Genomic DNA, 17,035 nt, shown 5'->3' with positions numbered 1-17,035 from the left:
GCCTGCATGAGTTTCAGCTTTTCAGGTGAACAAAAAGCGGCGCCTTCTGACGCCACTTTCAGCACGATAGGGGTGTTAGTCGATACGGAACATACGAGCCGCGTTGCCGCCCAGGATATTCGCTTTATCTTCTTCTGAGATATCCAGACTTCTGATGGTATCGACACCCTGGAAGAACCAGTCTTTGCGGATAGGGTAAGAGCTACCGTAGAGGATATTTTTCCCGCCGATGACTTTTACCGCGGCTTCCAGCTGCGCTTTGCCCCACTGCGGCGCGCCTGAAGTATCAAAGAAAATGTTATTTGAAAGCTGGGCGCGCAGGTTACCGGTGCCGGTCTGGAAGCGATCGACGGCATCGTTAAACTGATGCTGTGGCGGCACCAGCATGTCGGCAAAGGCGTAAAACGCGCCGCCGAGCATGGAGTGAATAAACTGCAGGTTTGGCAGTTCATCAAACATGCCGCTAAACAGTTCGCGACCGACCGCGGTGGCCTGATCGATACAGCGGCCAAACTGGCGACGCTGGTTGGTATACGGCAGCACCGAGTGGTAATCGACCGGCAGCGGAGTGTGGTGCACCACGACGGGTACGTTCAACTCATTGAGGTACTTGAGATATGGACGAAACGCTATATCGTCCAGATAGATTTGCCCGTAGTGAGCGACAATCTGCGCGCCGCGGAAACCCAGCTGATTCAGGCAACGGTCTACTTCGCGCAGGCAATCGTCGGTGCCCCAGGGTGGTACAACCGCCAGCGCAGACATTTTCCCGCCGCTGCGTTTAATGTATTCCGCCATGCGATCGTTCACCTTTTTACAGGTTTCGAGATCGAGCCATTCCTGCCAGACCGGCAGACGAAATACCGCGTGGTCAATGCCGGCTTTTTCCATATCCGCCAGTTGGCTTTCCAGGGTGTACTGGCCTTCCGCGTAGTTCAGATTTACATAGCCTTTTGGCTGCTCAATGATGAGCTGGCGCAGGTCTTTTCCTTCAATTTGTTCCACGCGGGTATGTACGCCGTACTGTTTGGGTACGCAGTCGAGGAACGAGTTCAGCAGCTTCTCATCGGAGAACAGGTCGCCGGGCAACCAGTGCATGTTGGCATCAATAATTTTGGTCATTTTCTTTATCCTGTCGGTCATTAAGTTTTTGATTTGCTTATTAGCGGGTTTATTTACTGCCGGTTGCAAAAACAGATTTATATTTTGAAGGTCCACCCGTCTCTTTTTCTGTCGGGATCTTCATACCTGCCTTCGCGTGGTACTCACTGAAAATGGAGAGCGCTTCTTCATGGGGAAAAATGTTTTCGATATCGTCGAATGGTTTACCGCCGCTGCGCTCTTCAACGATGCGGCGCACCACTTCCGGGCCTTCTCCGCGCGAGGCCAGCACCAGCCAGTTCACTTTTTCGCGGCGCTCTGACTCATAGGCTTTGAGCGCTTCTACCGGATCGTTGATATCGGCGAGTTTTTCGGCGATAACGCGGGCATCGACAAAGGCCTGGCAAACGCTATTTCCGCCGCGCGGATACATGGCGTGCGCGGCATCCCCAAGCAGGGTAATTCGCCCAAAAGACCATTGTTTAAGCGGGTCGTGATCGATAAGGGGGAACAGATAGCATTCGCGGGCGTTGCTTATCATTTTGCCAATATCGAGAAAATCGAGCTGGCAGTCGTCAAACACGTGTTCAACTTCTTTCACGCCGGTTTCCTGATTCCAGTCTTCTTCGGTTTGTGGTTTTTCACTTTGTTCGATTACCCAGTTCACCAGCTGATTACCCTGGCCATCCACGTTGTCCTGAATCGGATAGACAATAATGGTGCCCTGACGAATGGGATCGCCGATATGCAGAATGCTGCCGCCCGTTTTCAGCGGCGGCATGACGGTGACGCCGCGATAAAGGGTCAGTCCTGAGAAGTGGGTACGCATGGACTCAGGCATCAGTTTGCTGCGCACTACGGAACGAATACCGTCAACGCCAATGACCACATCGGCCCGGATCTGCTTAGGCGCATCAGGATTGTGGGTGGTATCAAAATGGACGGTTACGCCGCTGTCGTCCTGTTCAAAGCTGCTGCAGCGACAGCCCAGCGTGATGGCGTCTGCGCCCAGGCGATCCTGGACTGCTTTATAGAGCATCATCTGTAGCCGACCACGATGCACGAAGCGCTGATCGTTCTCATATCCCATATGGCGGCCACATTTTTCACTGAAAATTTCCTGACCGTAGCCGGTGTAAAAAATGGATTCCTGCGCGTCGACCGAGATGTCGCAGAACGCTTCGTAGAGCCCCATTTCGGTGAGTTCTTTCACCGCGTAGGGTTTGATATCCACGCCAACACCCAGCGGCTTAATTTCGGAAACGGCTTCGTAAAGACGCGGACGGAAGCCTTTTTGATGCAGTCGCAGAGCGGTTGCCAGGCCTGCCGGGCCGGCTCCAATGATGGCAATATCCAACATGATAAATGACCTCTGGTTTTTTGAATGTTCAGGCACCCATGCCTGGCGCTTGTTTGCGGACCTGAACGCGTCAGGCCCGAACGTCTGGTTACGTCATCTGACGGTGCCGAGTTTGTCGCCGCTACCGGCAGAGCCTTCCCCTACGTGCTGGCTTCCGGATTGATGGTTTGGGCCACGTCGCCAGATAGGGATAGCGACCAGGCAAATCGCCAGCCCGATAATCACCATCAGCGCCATTTGGTTGGCATCGTCGGCATGCAGGGCGTTAATAAACAGCAGTGGTCCAAGAAAAACGCCCACCAGAGTGAGCTGTGTGATCAGCCCGCTTGTGGCTCCCATGCTTTCGCGAGAAGGGGCCACGATTGGCGCCAGTGCCCACATCCCAACCAGCAAACCGCTACTGAACATGAAGAGCCAGGAGGCGGCAATTGAGAACAGGAAGCCAACGGCTGTCAGATAGATGAACAGCGCTGACAATACGGCCAACAGAATGCCTGCGCTGGCAATAACCGTGGCTTTGATACCCCGATTCAGGAACGCGCCGACCATCAGGCAGCCTATTGCATTGGCAATCATCGCTCCGACGTTCCAGTGCGCAACTTCTACCGCCGGTACGCCGTAAGTTTTCGCAAGCCAGGGAGTGAGGGTAGAAATCATGCCGGTCTGAATAAAGGCATCTGCGCCAAAGGAGATCCCCAGCAAATAGGGGAGCGGGCTCTTTAAGACCGCGCTCAGCCCCCGGGTACGGGAGAACTGCGTTTTTTCCTCAGGCGTCCGGCGCGGAATGCTGAGCATCGCAAGGAAGGCGAGCCCCAGCGTCAGAAGAGAATGCCCGACGAAAGCTGCGCGCCAGGTCTGAAAATGTTCGGCAAGGCCCGCTGAGATAAACGGCAGCAGGAAGCTTGCGGGAACAAAGGTGGACCACAGCGCCATGACCATGGTTCGTTGCTTTCCCGTCGTGATGCGGATAAGCAAAGTCACGGCGGCAACCGCCGTTAAGACGTAGCCCACGCCCGTGACCACACGTCCGGCTAATAGCGAGCTATAGCTGGGTGACGCGATGACGTACAGATCGCCCGCAACGATTATTACCGCGCCGCAAAGCAGCACCACACGATCGCCGAGTCGGTCTACAGCATATCCGGCCAGCAATGCTCCAAGTGCGACCATCAGCGAAGGCAGGGACATGATGACCCCCACTTTGCCGTGGTCCATCAGGTGAAATTCTTTGGCGATCGAGCCCAGTTCCGTCACCGCTTCACTCACGGTCATCGCGGCCATGACGCCAAGAGCGTAAACCACAAAAATTCTGACAAACGTACTTTTAATCGCAGCCATGATCCTTTCTCCAGGTTGAGGCTACCCGGGCTCATCTTCAGCATTGAAGTTGAACCTGATAATTTTCAGCAGGTTGTGAGGGGTGGACTCCTCAGCTATCGTTGGTCATCGCCAGAAATTTCTCAAGCGTAGGGGGATCGACCCGAATATCAGGCGGCCGTGGCGTGACGCCTGCAAAAGGTGTTGCTTCCGTGAACCATTGGTTGCGGGCCGGTAATCCCCACTGATCGGCTCGCTTTGGATCGGCCAGATCCCAGGCTATCGCCGGTTCCAGATCGATGTGCTGATAGTGAGTATTAAATAATTCGATGCGGTGACCATCCGGATCGCGGAAGTAAACGAACAGCGCTCCGCTTATTCCGTGTCGGCCAGGACCACGCTCAAGCTGCGGAGCGAATCCCAAAGCACCGGCCACATCACAGGCGCGGATCATGTCGTTAGTATCAGGAAGGGTGTAGGCAAAATGGTGCAGGCGCGGCCCTGTACCCGCAGTGAACACGATGTCATGTGGATTGCCTTTACGCTGTAGCCACACGCCCCATAAAAGTTCTTTTTCGTCCGGCGTCAGGGAGTAAGTGTACTCGCTGACGCGAAAACCCAACGGCTGGTAGAAAGACCAGGACTTGCTAACGTCATCGGTCTGTAACTGATAGTGATCAAGGCGTTGAGCGCTGGCGCCCCGATAAAGGTTATAGCTTTTAAACAGCCGCTCGCACGGCTCCATGCTGGCGCACAATTCAAGCGGAACGCCGGTGCTGTCAGAAACATGCAGCGTTGGCCCCTGGAATGGAACGTCCACTCGCGTGGAGTGAATGCCCTGGCTTGCAAAATAATCTTCTGCTTTGAAAATATCGTCCGGCGTCAGAACACGCATACCAAGACGAGCGCAGGACATTTCGGTAGATTTGTGCAGCACCAGGCTGTGATGACCACGCTCTTCAAGTCCTCGCAGATAAACCGTTGAGGCATCTTCGGCGCTCACTACCAGGCCGATTAACTCGGTGTAAAACCTTTTGCTGGCTTCAAGATCGCGCACATTCAATACCACGTGGCTGGCACGGGTGAGGGTGAAGGGCGGATCAAGGACCACATTGTCGATGTGTTGCATTGTCATGTTCTCTCTTTTCAGAAAAGTAATGCTCAAGCCGGTTTTATAAGGCCAGTCTGTCGCTGACCTTCATCCCCTTTCTGCGCTGCCACAACGGACAAAGACAACGCGCATGGTGCTTTTAAGATATAGCTTTTAAATAGATATATCTTAATTCTTATCTGATACTAGATGAGCGCTGAAAAAGAACAACCCCGAAAAGGTGGGCAACGATGAGGAACGTGATGGAGTGCTCAATTGCAGCGTGTATTATAAGAAATAAGAATCATTTTCATGAAGTGCAGCACAAAACTGTGCTTCGCAGGCGTTATAGATAACCGCGTCAGGCGTCAGATAAAGAGAGGAAAAAGGAAGAGCAGGCGCCTGAATACAGCGCCCGATAACCTATTTAGTCGGCAGATTTATCGTGCCAGTAGGCCGATACTTGCAGGAGCTGTGGGTTAATTTGCGGCTTCTCGAAGTGGCGAGCGTAGCTTTTCGCCGTTTTTCCTTCACCTGTAATCCAGATGAAATAGTCATCATCCGGAACGGCTATTTGTTCTAGTCGCGCATCCAGTTCATGACCGCTGTGTCCGATGAACCACTCAATATTGAAGCCTTCAAGTCCCGCCAGATAAGCCTTACTGGCCTCATTTTTGACAGACAGCAGTGCGGTCACTGCTGGACGCGCGGATAGCAGACTCAGGGCTTCCAGGCGACGGCGCAGCGCTGGCATACCGGATTCATCGCAAACATAAAGCTGCCAGTGATAAGAGTCGGGAACAATCGTTGAACCGCGCGGTCCGCCGACCAGCAGCGTATCTCCCGGCTTGGTGTTTGCTGCCCAGTCGCTGGCAAGCCCGGAGTCGTGGATGTAGAAATCGAACGTTAATTCCCGGCGTTGTTCATTATAAAGCGGAGTGTAATCGCGTGAGGCAGGTTTACTTCCACCGGGCCACACGGCTCCTTCTGCGGTGACGGAAGGAAGCGTTAATTTGCCGCCGGCTGGCGGGAAGAACAGTTTGCAATGATCGGCAAACCCTCCCGAGGAAAACCCTTCAAGCGCTTCACCGCCTAAAACGACGCGCTGGAAATCGTCACCTATCCGTTCGGCGCTGAGCACCGACAATTCGCGCAGGCGCAGTTCGTTACGTACCCGGCGCGGATAGCGCGGGACCATGCTTGATGTCGTCATAAAGATCTCCATTAAGATATATCGTAATTAACGTCTTTCTTATAACCTAAAATGAGCGGTTTTCAAAGCAAGATATACAACCGACATGCATACCTAATAAAAAAGTAATAATTATATTTCTATTAAATACATATAGTTAAAAAATATATCGTTAGCCGGTGTTGCGATCCTGGCTGGCTCTGGTCTAGATTAGATATATCTAAATATGAGGAATAAAACATGAGATATCAATATCGAGAAATGGCAACGGCAGGTCGTGAAGGACGGAGCGGTTATAGAGGACGCGGTGGTCGTCACGGGCAGAGAACCGGACGTGGGGGCGCATTGTTGAACGGTTTCGACCGTCTTCATTTAGTCATACTCGGTTTACTGGCGCAGAAAGAGCAGTCTCAGGAAGATCTGGAAAGCTCGCTCAGAGCGGCGCTGCCGGCGATGGCCGGGATTTCGACCCCGATAATCAGCGGCTGCCTGCAAAACCTTTTGCAACAGGGACTTATCAACCGGATGGATGAGGCGCAGGTGCAGAGCAAATTCAGCGCAAGCCCCGCAGGTCAGGACTGGGTCGTCAATAACCAACATAAGCTTGCGCGTTATCAACAGATGTATGGAACAACTTCGTTGCCAACGGCCTTGACCGGCATCGGTAGCATCAGGAAGGCGATGGATAAGCTGAAAATGGCGCTATGGACGAAAAGGCAACAGGTAACGTTAAGCGAGTCGCAGGCTCAGGAAATTGCTGCGGCGATTGAAAAAGTCGCCGAGGAGATTGGGAAATAGAGTAAGGAACGCGATAAGACAGCGTTAACTTTAAAGCTATAAATTACCCGATATAAGCCGACGGTGAGGCTGTTTTTCTTTACCTCATGCAAAGCTTCACCGTCTTTATGAGCAAACCCAGGCGGTGAACAATATCAGGCGGTTTAACAGTGGGCGTATGGTGATATTACTCTTATATTTCATATAGTTATGTAAAATTAAATCCGGCTATACCGACAACCTGTTTCCCATTAATTAACATACCGCGATATCAGGAATATCTTCATCAGCCACGTGAGGACATCCTCATGAAGAAGCATTTTTCCGACGAACAGATCAGCAGTATTCTCCGCGAGGCCGAAGCCGGGGTTTCTGCCCTTGAGATCTGCCGTAAGCATGCCATCTCAGATACCACCATCAAAGTTGCGATCGTTCACGGCTCTTACGGATTTCCGTGCGATTTTCTTCCCCAGCCCCAAACCCTCTTTAATTTTCCGCAATAATAAAATTCGATTTTCTGTTCAAGGTGAAAACTTTAATACCGCGTTTAATTTTTATGATCCACTTAACACATAATAATTAAATAATGCTAAAAATATATTATGCATCTTAGTCGAGCTAAAGCCGGCGCCGGTTAAAAAACCTTTCATTTGTCTTATCGCGATATATAGCTTCGATCTTCGTGAGGAAATGGCTTTCCTGCAAAAATTGATAATAACTAGTATACCCTTCTGAGAAGTGACAGGTCTTAACCATGTTTAAAAATGCCAGCGTCCGAAGCGTCATTACTATTTTTCTGTTGTTGTCTTTTGCGGTAGTAGATTTGTTGGCGGTTGTTTTATCAGCAGATTTAAAAATGATGCTGCTGTTAAATATCGCCTGGATTGTAGTGCTCGGATCGTTATGGTCCTATATGACGGTATATCTTGTCAGGCCCATCAACCAGGTCAAAAGCAATATTGATGAGATAAACACTGGCAACCTATCAGTGCATATTCCTGAGTTTGGCAATAACTGTGCTGGCCGATTAATTCCTGGGATCAACACGCTTTCTGCCGAAATCACAACGCTGGTTATGGACATCAGAAAATCTTCCCACTCGGCCAAAAATATTTCTGAAACGCTTGCGCGACAGAGCGCCACCCTGTCGGTCAAGACCGAGCAGCAGTCGGCCATGCTGATGCAAACCGCTTCCAGTATGGAGCAGATTTCCGCGGGCACCAGAAACAACGCGGAAAGCACGCGCCAGCTAAGCAGCATTACCAGCGGGGCCCACAGCTCGGCCAATCATGGCAGCGACCTGATGCAAAAGCTGACCACTAATATGACGTCCATCACCGACTGCGCCAATAAAATGACGGAGATCATCAGCATCATCGATAGCATCGCCTTTCAGACCAATATCCTTGCGCTTAACGCCGCCGTTGAAGCTGCAAGAGCAGGGGAGCACGGGAAGGGATTTGCCGTTGTGGCAGGCGAGGTCAGGAACCTGGCGCATAAAAGCTCGGAGTCGGCTAAAAACATTAAATCGCTGATCGATTTAACCAATGAAAACGTGATGCAGGGAGCCTCGCTGGTTTCAGAGGCGGAAAAAAATATGCGGGATATTGTGTCCGGTTCGGAGTCTATTGACACGCTGATGGGGCATATTTCTATTTCGACCAACGAGCAGGAAAAGGGCATTCAGCAAATCACACTGGCCTTATCCGAACTGGAAAAAGCTACCCAAAGCAACGTTGCCGTTGTCGAAGAGCTGGCCGGTTCTTCTGAAGTGCTTAATACGCAGGTGCTTGAGCTGCAAAAAAGAACCAGCAATTTACGGCTGGGCGAAGGAGATGAATACAGGCTGTCTGCATCGCCGCGTCCCGCCCCCAGCAGGCTATTAAATCGGCAAGAGGAAGGTCACTGGCAGCATTTTTAATTTCTCCACGTTATGCCTCAGCGGATGATTAGCGCTCAGGGCTGCTTTGCCCTGAGCGACTACGCTGCGGTCTCCTCAGGCTATCCGGTGGACAGCGCTATTAGCGGGACGGCAATCGCATAAGCCACAATAACCAAAAGCCAGATGGCGCCCGGCCATGCTTTCTGCACGACAAGACAGAAGCTCGAGAAGGCTAGCGGGGCGATAATCGATGCCAGTCTTACCGCTGAGGCAAGCATGTCTGGGGCTGTTCCTGGCGCGCGGTATCGACCGCCTGGTTGCCAGCGCCATTAATAAATTGCCAGCGTTTAAGACGGCAGCGGCAAAATCGGTGTTTCTCGATCTCATTGATAAGGGGATTCGCGGCGTTAAGGCCGCCGTGGCAGGCTCGACGTTTTATCGTTAGCGAAGCGTGAAAAGGAAAGGAAAATTTGTCCGTAGTCTACGTTAAAGACCTGCGCTTCCTGGGCTAGCCACCCGCATTGCCAGCGAGTAAAGGTAGCCGCGTTTTATATCTGGCGCCCTTATTGAGCGCATTTCGATCGCGTTAGCATCTGAACGCACGCTTGAAGAACTCGTTCGGCAACCGGGGGAAATATCTGAGCTTGTCACTAACAGGGAATCCATCTGGCTGTTACCGCAGCAGTTTATTCCGGCAGGCCATTCTCCCGTTACCGGGACGCTCCGGCTGGTGACTATTCATCTCGTGATTGCTAGCCCGGACACCTATCCTCATCGCAGCCACAGGCTATGCCTCTATTATGCTGAAAAATTCCGTGGTGGTGAAATGGATGGATCGCGTCATCGGCTACATACCTTTGATGTTTTAGGAAAATCTGGCCGACAGTAAAAGATAAGGGGAGCGCTTTGGCCCCCACTGTTTACCTGCGTTCAGACGCTGAACGCCTCAGCCCTCAGGCAGTCGCTGCTTTGTGATTAGTATTAAACACCGCGACGACGTGCGTCAGGCTTCTCGCCTGGGCTTCAAGCGCGGCAGCGGCGGCGGCAGACTCTTCCACCAGGCTGGCGTTCTGCTGGGTCACCCGATCCATTTCAGATACGGCCTGGCCCACCTGATTGATACCGCGGCTCTGTTCATCTGATGCCGAGGCGATTTCGCTCATGATGTCAGTCACGGAAGTGATGGCGCTGACGATTTCCCCCATGGTTTCACCCGCGCTTTTAACCTGCGCCGAGCCGACTTCCACCTTGCTGACGGAGTCATCAATCAGCGTTTTTATCTCCCTGGCGGCCTGGGCGCTGCGCTGGGCCAGGCTACGCACCTCGCTGGCGACAACGGCAAATCCGCGCCCCTGCTCACCGGCCCGGGCGGCTTCCACCGCGGCATTCAGGGCCAGGATATTGGTCTGGAAGGCGATACCGTCAATCACGCTGGTGATATCGGCAATCTTCTGCGAACTGGTGGCGATATCGCTCATCGTGTGCACAACGTTATCCACCACCCTGCCGCCACGCTGGGCGGTTTCTGAGGCATTGAGGGCAAGCTGGCTTGCCTGGGAGGCGTTGTCAGAGTTTTGCTTAACGGTCGCGGTAATTTCTTCCATGCTTGCCGCAGTCTCTTCAAGCGAGGCGGCCTGCTGTTCCGTACGGGATGAGAGATCGTTATTGCCTGTCGAGATCTCGCTGGCGCCGGTGAAAATAGCATCGGCGCCGGCACGAATATCTTCTACTGTATTTGTTAATTCTATCTGCATGCTGCGTAGTGTTTCGGCCAACTGGCCCATCTCGTTAGTGCCCTGCACGTCAATCTTATGAACTAAATTACCGCTGGCAATGTGGCGAATACTTTCAATCATCTTACGTAAAGGCTCAAGAAGAATAGTGCGTATGCCGAACCAGGATAAAACAACTATCAGGATGAGAACGATCAGCAGGCAGACGGTTACCCCTATAGCAACGTTGTAAGAGTGCGCGCTCTCCGTCACCTTAGTTTTATTGTAATCGGAAAGCTTATTCACAATTTTAAGGAATGTATTATCAAATTTATCCTGATGGACCTGTAGGTTAACGCCATACGCGGCCTTGTTATCGTTTTCCTCAAGGTAATTAGCCACCACCAGTAGTTCGTTATAGAAAGCCGTATAATTATCTTTAATCATTTCTTCAAGTTTAAGATCGAGCGGCGTCCATTTTAAGTAGTCCGTCCAGGCCTGTTGCGCATTTTTAAGGAATATCCTGGTTTGCTCTCTCTCGGTCTCTATAGCGTTACGGCCAGCCTGCGTGGTGGGATCTTCAAGGTAATTAGCAAGGTTAGCTCTGAGAAGGTGAACGCGGGCTTCCTGCAGATAGGACTTGGCGAGCACCAGATCGTTACGTTGCCCGGTGATTTCGTGCTGCCGGACAAAATTGTCCACGTCACGGCTAATAATCGGAAAAAGAAAGCTCAGTGAGGAAATTTGCAGAATAAAAAATAACACCAATACGGCTATTAATCCATTAACAATTTTTATACGACTTATCATCCAGGCTTCTCCAGTTAGGTATATAATAATTAATCGGTTAACGGATTAAAAACATAATAGGCGAGTAAGTTATTTTTTCTTAACTGATCTTTTTTCAATCTATTTCGGTTGTTTTTTACCGCGGCCTGACATGAGAATGGTTTTTCCTTTTATTATCAATACATTGATTCTATGCTGCGCTGAAAAATGACTCGCGTAACGGCATTTAACGCCTTGTGTCATCGCACTAATCTCGCTGACCTGGGCTGGTAGTCATCGCCGGTGTACAGGCTGGTTTCGGGTGACTTGTTTTCTCATTGGGTGAATTGAGTATATAGTTGAACGTTAAAGGCGTGATCGTCAAAACGCGAATCATTTAAAGCCTATAACTGCCGCATCTGTATTAAAAATAGAAGGGCTGTATTTTTTCAATTTCCAACCGATAGCGTTTAGTAATATATTCACGGGAAAAGACGGGCAGGCCAGCGGTTATCTCTGTCAATGTTATTTCTTTAATTAAGTAAATAGCGCATATTTTTGCAGGCTAAAGCTAAAATTAACCGCGTCTAATGATTTATCAGCGCTCTTGTTTAAGTTGTGAACTTATCTGTTGGCGCTGTGGATTTTTTTTGTGAGAAAAATTAACTAAAGCACCTATATATTTCAAAAGTTTTTTGGGTTCTAACCGATAGTTAATAGTAATGCATCCCGGGAAGAGAAATTTTATGTTAAAAAGTATAAAAATCGTTACCAGCCTGACTATATTTCTGATGTTGTTAGGTGTCTTACAGTTTGCTTCCAGCGGGGCATCGCTCTACTCGCTTAAAGAAGATAAAGAAAATTTTGAAGTACTTGACGCCCTTAACCAGCGACGCGCTGCCGTCAATGAAGCGTGGATAGCGTTGTTGCAGGCCCGAAATGATATCTCTTTCGCCATAATATATCTGGGGGAAAAGGATATTCGGGATGCCGCAAGCTTACAGAAGGAGGCGGCTGTTTTTATTCAAAATGCCAGTGCTTCTCTGGAAGTTGCTGCCCAGCGCTGGAGTGATTATGAAAGTTTGCCGCAACAGCTCAACGATTTTACAGCGGATGAGCTCAAACGCAGTTATTTTATTCTTTATAACGCGCAGTTAGACCTCATTAAATTATTAAAAGCAGGTGATATCCAGTCCGCACGCAACCAACCCACGCAAAATTATATAGATAAGTTTGAAGAGCAGTATGAAATTTATCGAAAAAACGTCACTCAGCACTATACGTTGACCATCAATGATACAAATCGTAATTTTGATATTTTCCTGATAACTATAGCAGTCGTCCTGACTTTAATGTTATTGGTCAACGTCTTTATCTGGCGCGGTATGAAAGCTGCACTTCTCACGCCGCTGAATAAAATTATTGATGGTATTCGTCGTATCGCGAACGGCGATCTGTCGCACAAGATTGATATTCAGAGCGCCAATGAAATGGGCCAGCTTGCTGATACGCTGTCTCATATGCAGAAAGAGCTGTCCGGCACCGTTGGCCACGTGCGCGCCGGCGCCGAGGCTATTTTCACCGGCGCCAGCGAGATCTCGACAGGTAATAACGACCTCTCATCCCGTACGGAACAGCAGGCCGCCTCGCTTGAAGAGACTGCGGCAAGTATGGAACAGTTAACCGCCACCGTTAAACAGAATGCGGACAACGCCTCCCAGGCAAGCCAGCTTGCCCTGAATGCTTCAGAGACCGCCAGACGTGGCGGCAGGGTGGTGGATAACGTTGTGCACACGATGAGCGATATCGCCACCAGTTCGCAGAAGATTGCCGATATCACCAGCGTGATTGACGGTATCGCCTTCCAGACCAATATCCTGGCCCTGAATGCCGCGGTGGAAGCCGCCCGGGCCGGTGAACAGGGGCGCGGATTTGCCGTTGTCGCCAGCGAGGTGCGTAGCCTGGCCCAGCGCAGCGCCCAGGCTGCCAGGGAGATAAAAACGCTGATTGATGACTCCGTCAGCAAGGTGGAAGTCGGCTCGGCGCAGGTTAAAAGCGCGGGTGAAACCATGGGGGAAATCGTCAGCGCCATCACTTCGGTGACTGACATCATGAGCGAAATCGCCTCGGCATCAGATGAACAGAGCCGCGGTATCGATCAGGTGGGCCAGGCCGTGTCTGAAATGGATCGGGTGACCCAGCAGAACGCCAGCCTGGTGGAAGAGTCTGCCGCCGCCGCTGCCGCGCTTGAAGAGCAGGCCAGCCTCCTGACGCAGGCCGTTTCGGTGTTCAGACTTAATCAGGACAGCCTTGTCGAAACGCGGAAAAAGACGGCCAGGCCAGCGGTTATTCCTGCCGTGGTGCGCCAGCCCGTGAAAGCTGATACCAGCGAGAACTGGGAAACCTTCTGATTCTGAAGGCAAAAACAGAAGGGCCCCGGTCCTTTTGTAGACAGGCCAGAGCAAGTTAGAAATCCGCAAACGAAGAAATTTGCGGATTTTTTTGCATCAATAGTCATCGATAAGGTTTGCCTGCGCTATCACCTGCCTGCTTTGACAAAGGTAACGGGAAGCAGGACGTCATTTTCATAGCAAGCGTTGTACCGGGCCATGCCCGACAGCCCTTGCGCACAAATAATTTCTGGCACCGTCTGGCGGCTTCCGTCAGCGTATTTCGCTTTCGAACGGAGTTTACTCACCAGATTGCCGGACTGCATGAGCCCGAATCTACCCCGGTTCGGCAAAGAGAGTTGTCACCGCGCACGTTGCGCACCTGCTCCATATGGCCGAGGGAATGACGGCACCCACTTGCGGAGCGTAACAGGCTACTAGCCTGTATCGCCTGCTTTCTCAGCCTGAAGGTTTCACAAATTTGCCGCGCAAAATCAAATACGGCTAGCTCATTTTTACCCGGTGCGAGAAAATAATCTGCATAACGATTTCACAATAATATTTTTGGCAACGCTTTAACCTTCATCCATAAGGCTCGGGAAGCGATTCGCTCTCTGTTGGTTCTTTTAACGGCTTCAGGGATGTGAAAGGGCGGAAGGAAAAGGACAAGGAGCGCACTAACGCTAGTGTTCGCAGCCGTAATATACATATAAACGGGGTGTTTAATTTATTAACTAATTCTGCGCAATAACTAAAAAAAAGCTTCCTTAAAAAAGGAAGCTTGAGCGCCTTTATCGAAAAAAGGCAACAGGCACTGGGTTAAATACTAATGTTATAAATCTTACCGGAGGTGGTCTGACGAGAACTACCATCTGCACTGTAGGTGGAGATCCGGTTATCAGCCTGATTTACCATTTTTTTTAGATCGTTTGTTTTTTGCATATGCATCTCAAGCAGCGTGGCTATCTTTTTATTTAGCTCATTAGCGTCTCTGGCATGCTGGGTGATATTTTTCCATAGCGCGGCAAAAGCTTTATGGGCTTCATAAGGCGCTGCCAGGTTAAGGCTATGTTCTTCCTGGACACGCATTTCGTCGTAATAACCAATGGTTGAGAGCAGACGGCTTTTGGTGTCCGATATAATCTGCAAAGATACCGGGTTAATCTGCGGCCGTGCCAGTTGATTCATTTCTTCCGTAAGAATCGCTTCCAGTTCCACCATGGAATCATGCATTTTTAATAAAATAACTCGTAAGTTTTCCATTGTCTGTATTCGCGGATCTTTTAAGAGGAATGAAGCATATCCTGCACTAAGGCATGCGCTATTTTATTGGTATCAATATGGAGCTCGCCAGCTTCCATCGCGGCTCTGATGTTGGCCAGACGTTCCACATTAATGTCGCGGGACGTGTCGGTCTGAACGGTTTGTGTCAGTTTACTTAAGCTAACCTGAGTACCTGCTGTTTCATTGCTGGCAGTGGGTGTTTTACTTACGCTCTGGTTTTTTGAGCGTATCGCTAAGCTATGCTGAGCATTACCGGTTGTAAGTGGCTGTGCTCGGTCTATGCTCATAATAATCCTCGTCAATAGTTTGTTTTGCGGCGTCAGGCTACAAAAATATAAATCGGTGAATTAAAAAAAAACTAAAGCTATTCTTTAATGAAAATGCTCACTTTGCCATCCGTGGTCACTTTTCCGCTGATAATTTGCCCGGAATTCGTTTTGACATGCAGCGTTTCATTCACCGCGGCATTGCCCAGCGCTTTGCCGTGCGTACGAATTTGAAAACCCGCGCCGCTAGCAAGCAGATCTACTTCTTGCCCGGCGGTTACCTTCCAGCGCTTGCGCAGATGGCTGCCGACTATGGGCTGCCCAGTATTGATAGTGCGGCTTGTAACCTGGCCCACAATATCATCCTTGCGGAATACCACGCCCGGCGGTAACCGTGCCATTGTACCGCCCTGGGCGGTAATATCCTCGGCCTGAATCAGGCTACCCGCTTTGATAGCCCGGCTCGCTGTCCACCAGCTTCCCTCAGCCTGAATATTTATCTGAATGAATTTCTTTTGATTACCGCACTGGGCGATCACGCTGCGGTTGCCGGTTATACGTGAGTCGTTACCGCTGACAGAAAGTCGCGGGGCCGCGCACAGTCCGGCAAGCTGCTTTGGTGGCGTAAGAATGCTGACGCTACGGGTAATCGTACCGTTTTGCCCCTTATTAAGCAGGGCGGCAATCTGGCCTTCTAAAGATGTTTGTTCTGCCTGTACCTGAAGTGGCGTAATAAAGAATAGCAGGCCATAGAGCAGCAGTGCCGGGCAGGTAATGAAGAGACGGTACATAAAGGGCATAACAATGCTGGCCTTATTATGTCAGGCAGGAAAGGCAAGCCTGAACTTAATTTTTGAGTCGAAAAGTATATGCCAGAATAGGGATAATTTATTGCGCTAAATGCCTTCACTTGTGAGCGCATATTGCGTATTAGGGCCAGTTTTATTTTACAGGCTTTTTTAGGTGCTTAATTGCGCTTATTTCTGTCACGTTTTTGCGTTATAGAATTATATTGTTCCACTTTAGTATGTACTTGTTATTAGTCATTTGGCAGAGGTCAGCGCATCATGCTTGACAAACTCGATAATTCGCTGCGTTTTCAGCAGCAGGCATTACGTTTGCTTAATCAACGGCAAGATATTTTAGCGTCAAATATCGCGAATGCTGATACGCCCGGTTATTTAGCCAGAGATATTGATTTTTCACAGCAGCTCAAAAAAGCGATGGGTAATGAGCCGCAGACGAGAGCGCCGCTGGCTTTAAAGCTGACAACGCAGAAACATATTCCAGCTACCGCATCCAACACCCATAGCAGCCAATTATTATATCGCGTGCCGGACCAGCCGAGTGCTGATGGTAATACGGTTGATATGGACCGTGAGCGCGTCAGCTTTGTTGATAACAGCATCAAATATCAATCCAGCCTGACGATGCTTGGCGGACAAATTAAAAGCATGATGAACGTCATTAGTCAGGGTTAAATATCGCTATGTCTCTGTTTAATATTTTAGATATTTCAGGCTCGGCGATGGCCGCCCAGTCAAAAAGACTCAACGTCAGCGCCAGCAATATGGCCAATGCCGACAGCGCCGTTGGGCCTGATGGTAATCCTTACCGCGCCCGCCACGTTGTGTTTCAGGTTGATGCCTTCGCAGGGCAGCAGACCGGCGGCGTTAAAGTGAGTGATGTGGTGGAAAGCAGCGCGCCGGATCGCATGGTTTACGAGCCGGGAAATCCGCTGGCGGATGATAAAGGTTACGTGCGAATGCCTAACGTTGACGTGGTCAGTGAAATGGTGAACACCATTTCAGCCTCCCGCAGCTATCAGGCCAATGTGGAAGTAATGAACAGCGCGAAAGCACTGATGTTAAAAACGCTGACCCTGGGTCAATAGAT

The 17,035-nt window shown here is 50.3% G+C and carries 14 protein-coding genes and 3 pseudogenes; 7 read left to right on the top strand and 10 right to left on the bottom strand.

The window, feature by feature from the left end; all coding sequences use genetic code 11:
* Positions 1–75: 75 nt before the first annotated feature.
* From E2L00_RS14490 to E2L00_RS14470, 5 genes are all read right to left on the bottom strand, one after another.
* Complete coding sequence (locus tag E2L00_RS14490) at positions 76–1,122, bottom strand: amidohydrolase family protein (RefSeq protein ID WP_167612790.1); 1,047 nt, start codon at positions 1,120–1,122, stop codon at positions 76–78.
* Between the two features lie 49 nt (positions 1,123–1,171).
* A complete protein-coding gene (locus tag E2L00_RS14485) occupies positions 1,172–2,461 on the bottom strand; it encodes an FAD-dependent monooxygenase (protein WP_167612788.1) in 1,290 nt (429 codons plus the stop codon).
* Between the two features lie 93 nt (positions 2,462–2,554).
* The gene (locus E2L00_RS14480) at positions 2,555–3,799 is read right to left on the bottom strand and encodes an MFS transporter (RefSeq protein ID WP_201279431.1); all 1,245 of its coding nucleotides are present in this window, start codon (positions 3,797–3,799) and stop codon (positions 2,555–2,557) included.
* Between the two features lie 91 nt (positions 3,800–3,890).
* Entirely contained in the window at positions 3,891–4,913 is a 1,023-nt protein-coding gene (locus tag E2L00_RS14475) for a VOC family protein (RefSeq protein WP_236127753.1), read from the bottom strand.
* 382 nt (positions 4,914–5,295) lie between these two features.
* Positions 5,296–6,081, bottom strand: a complete 786-nt coding sequence (locus E2L00_RS14470) for a siderophore-interacting protein (protein ID WP_167612786.1) — start codon at positions 6,079–6,081, stop codon at positions 5,296–5,298.
* Between the two features lie 219 nt (positions 6,082–6,300).
* On the opposite strand from E2L00_RS14470, the gene E2L00_RS14465 reads away from it, so the two are divergent.
* The 4 genes and pseudogenes from E2L00_RS14465 (at position 6,301) to E2L00_RS14450 (ending at position 9,164) form a co-directional block, all read left to right on the top strand.
* Positions 6,301–6,858: a hypothetical protein gene (locus tag E2L00_RS14465; protein ID WP_167612784.1), complete on the top strand. Its 558-nt coding sequence runs from the start codon at positions 6,301–6,303 to the stop codon at positions 6,856–6,858.
* A gap of 287 nt (positions 6,859–7,145) precedes the next feature.
* A pseudogene (locus tag E2L00_RS14460) lies at positions 7,146–7,253 on the top strand (transposase); the annotation flags it as partial.
* Between the two features lie 338 nt (positions 7,254–7,591).
* A complete protein-coding gene (locus tag E2L00_RS14455; protein ID WP_167612782.1) occupies positions 7,592–8,758 on the top strand; it encodes a methyl-accepting chemotaxis protein in 1,167 nt (388 codons plus the stop codon).
* 211 nt (positions 8,759–8,969) lie between these two features.
* Complete coding sequence (locus E2L00_RS14450; protein WP_167612780.1) at positions 8,970–9,164, top strand: hypothetical protein; 195 nt, start codon at positions 8,970–8,972, stop codon at positions 9,162–9,164.
* A gap of 538 nt (positions 9,165–9,702) precedes the next feature.
* Here the strand turns inward: E2L00_RS14450 and E2L00_RS22000 are convergent.
* A pseudogene (locus E2L00_RS22000) lies at positions 9,703–10,620 on the bottom strand (methyl-accepting chemotaxis protein); the annotation flags it as partial.
* 141 nt (positions 10,621–10,761) lie between these two features.
* Positions 10,762–11,241 (bottom strand): annotated as a pseudogene (locus E2L00_RS21995) (Tar ligand binding domain-containing protein); the annotation flags it as partial.
* Between the two features lie 704 nt (positions 11,242–11,945).
* On the opposite strand from E2L00_RS21995, the gene E2L00_RS14440 reads away from it, so the two are divergent.
* On the top strand, positions 11,946–13,610 hold the full coding sequence (locus E2L00_RS14440) for a methyl-accepting chemotaxis protein (RefSeq protein ID WP_167612776.1): 1,665 nt from the start codon (positions 11,946–11,948) through the stop codon (positions 13,608–13,610).
* A gap of 798 nt (positions 13,611–14,408) precedes the next feature.
* Here E2L00_RS14440 and E2L00_RS14435 read toward each other — a convergent pair.
* The 3 genes from E2L00_RS14435 to flgA form a co-directional block, all read right to left on the bottom strand.
* On the bottom strand, positions 14,409–14,852 hold the full coding sequence (locus tag E2L00_RS14435) for a flagella synthesis protein FlgN (RefSeq protein ID WP_167612774.1): 444 nt from the start codon (positions 14,850–14,852) through the stop codon (positions 14,409–14,411).
* Positions 14,853–14,872: 20 nt separating this feature from the next.
* Positions 14,873–15,160, bottom strand: a complete 288-nt coding sequence (gene flgM / locus E2L00_RS14430) for a flagellar biosynthesis anti-sigma factor FlgM (protein ID WP_167612772.1) — start codon at positions 15,158–15,160, stop codon at positions 14,873–14,875.
* A gap of 77 nt (positions 15,161–15,237) precedes the next feature.
* A complete protein-coding gene (gene flgA, locus E2L00_RS14425; protein WP_167612770.1) occupies positions 15,238–15,930 on the bottom strand; it encodes a flagellar basal body P-ring formation chaperone FlgA in 693 nt (230 codons plus the stop codon).
* Between the two features lie 276 nt (positions 15,931–16,206).
* On the opposite strand from flgA, the gene flgB reads away from it, so the two are divergent.
* Both flgB and flgC read left to right on the top strand, forming a co-directional pair.
* Positions 16,207–16,620, top strand: a complete 414-nt coding sequence (flgB, locus tag E2L00_RS14420; RefSeq protein WP_167612768.1) for a flagellar basal body rod protein FlgB — start codon at positions 16,207–16,209, stop codon at positions 16,618–16,620.
* 8 nt (positions 16,621–16,628) lie between these two features.
* On the top strand, positions 16,629–17,033 hold the full coding sequence (gene flgC, locus E2L00_RS14415) for a flagellar basal body rod protein FlgC (RefSeq protein ID WP_167612766.1): 405 nt from the start codon (positions 16,629–16,631) through the stop codon (positions 17,031–17,033).
* The last annotated feature ends 2 nt before the right edge of the window (positions 17,034–17,035 follow it).

This window comes from Cedecea colo (assembly GCF_011808225.1).
Taxonomy (GTDB): Bacteria; Pseudomonadota; Gammaproteobacteria; order Enterobacterales; family Enterobacteriaceae; genus Dryocola; species Dryocola colo.
The sequence above is the reverse complement of the archived record's forward strand: the minus strand, read 5'-3'. Positions and strand labels throughout refer to the sequence as shown.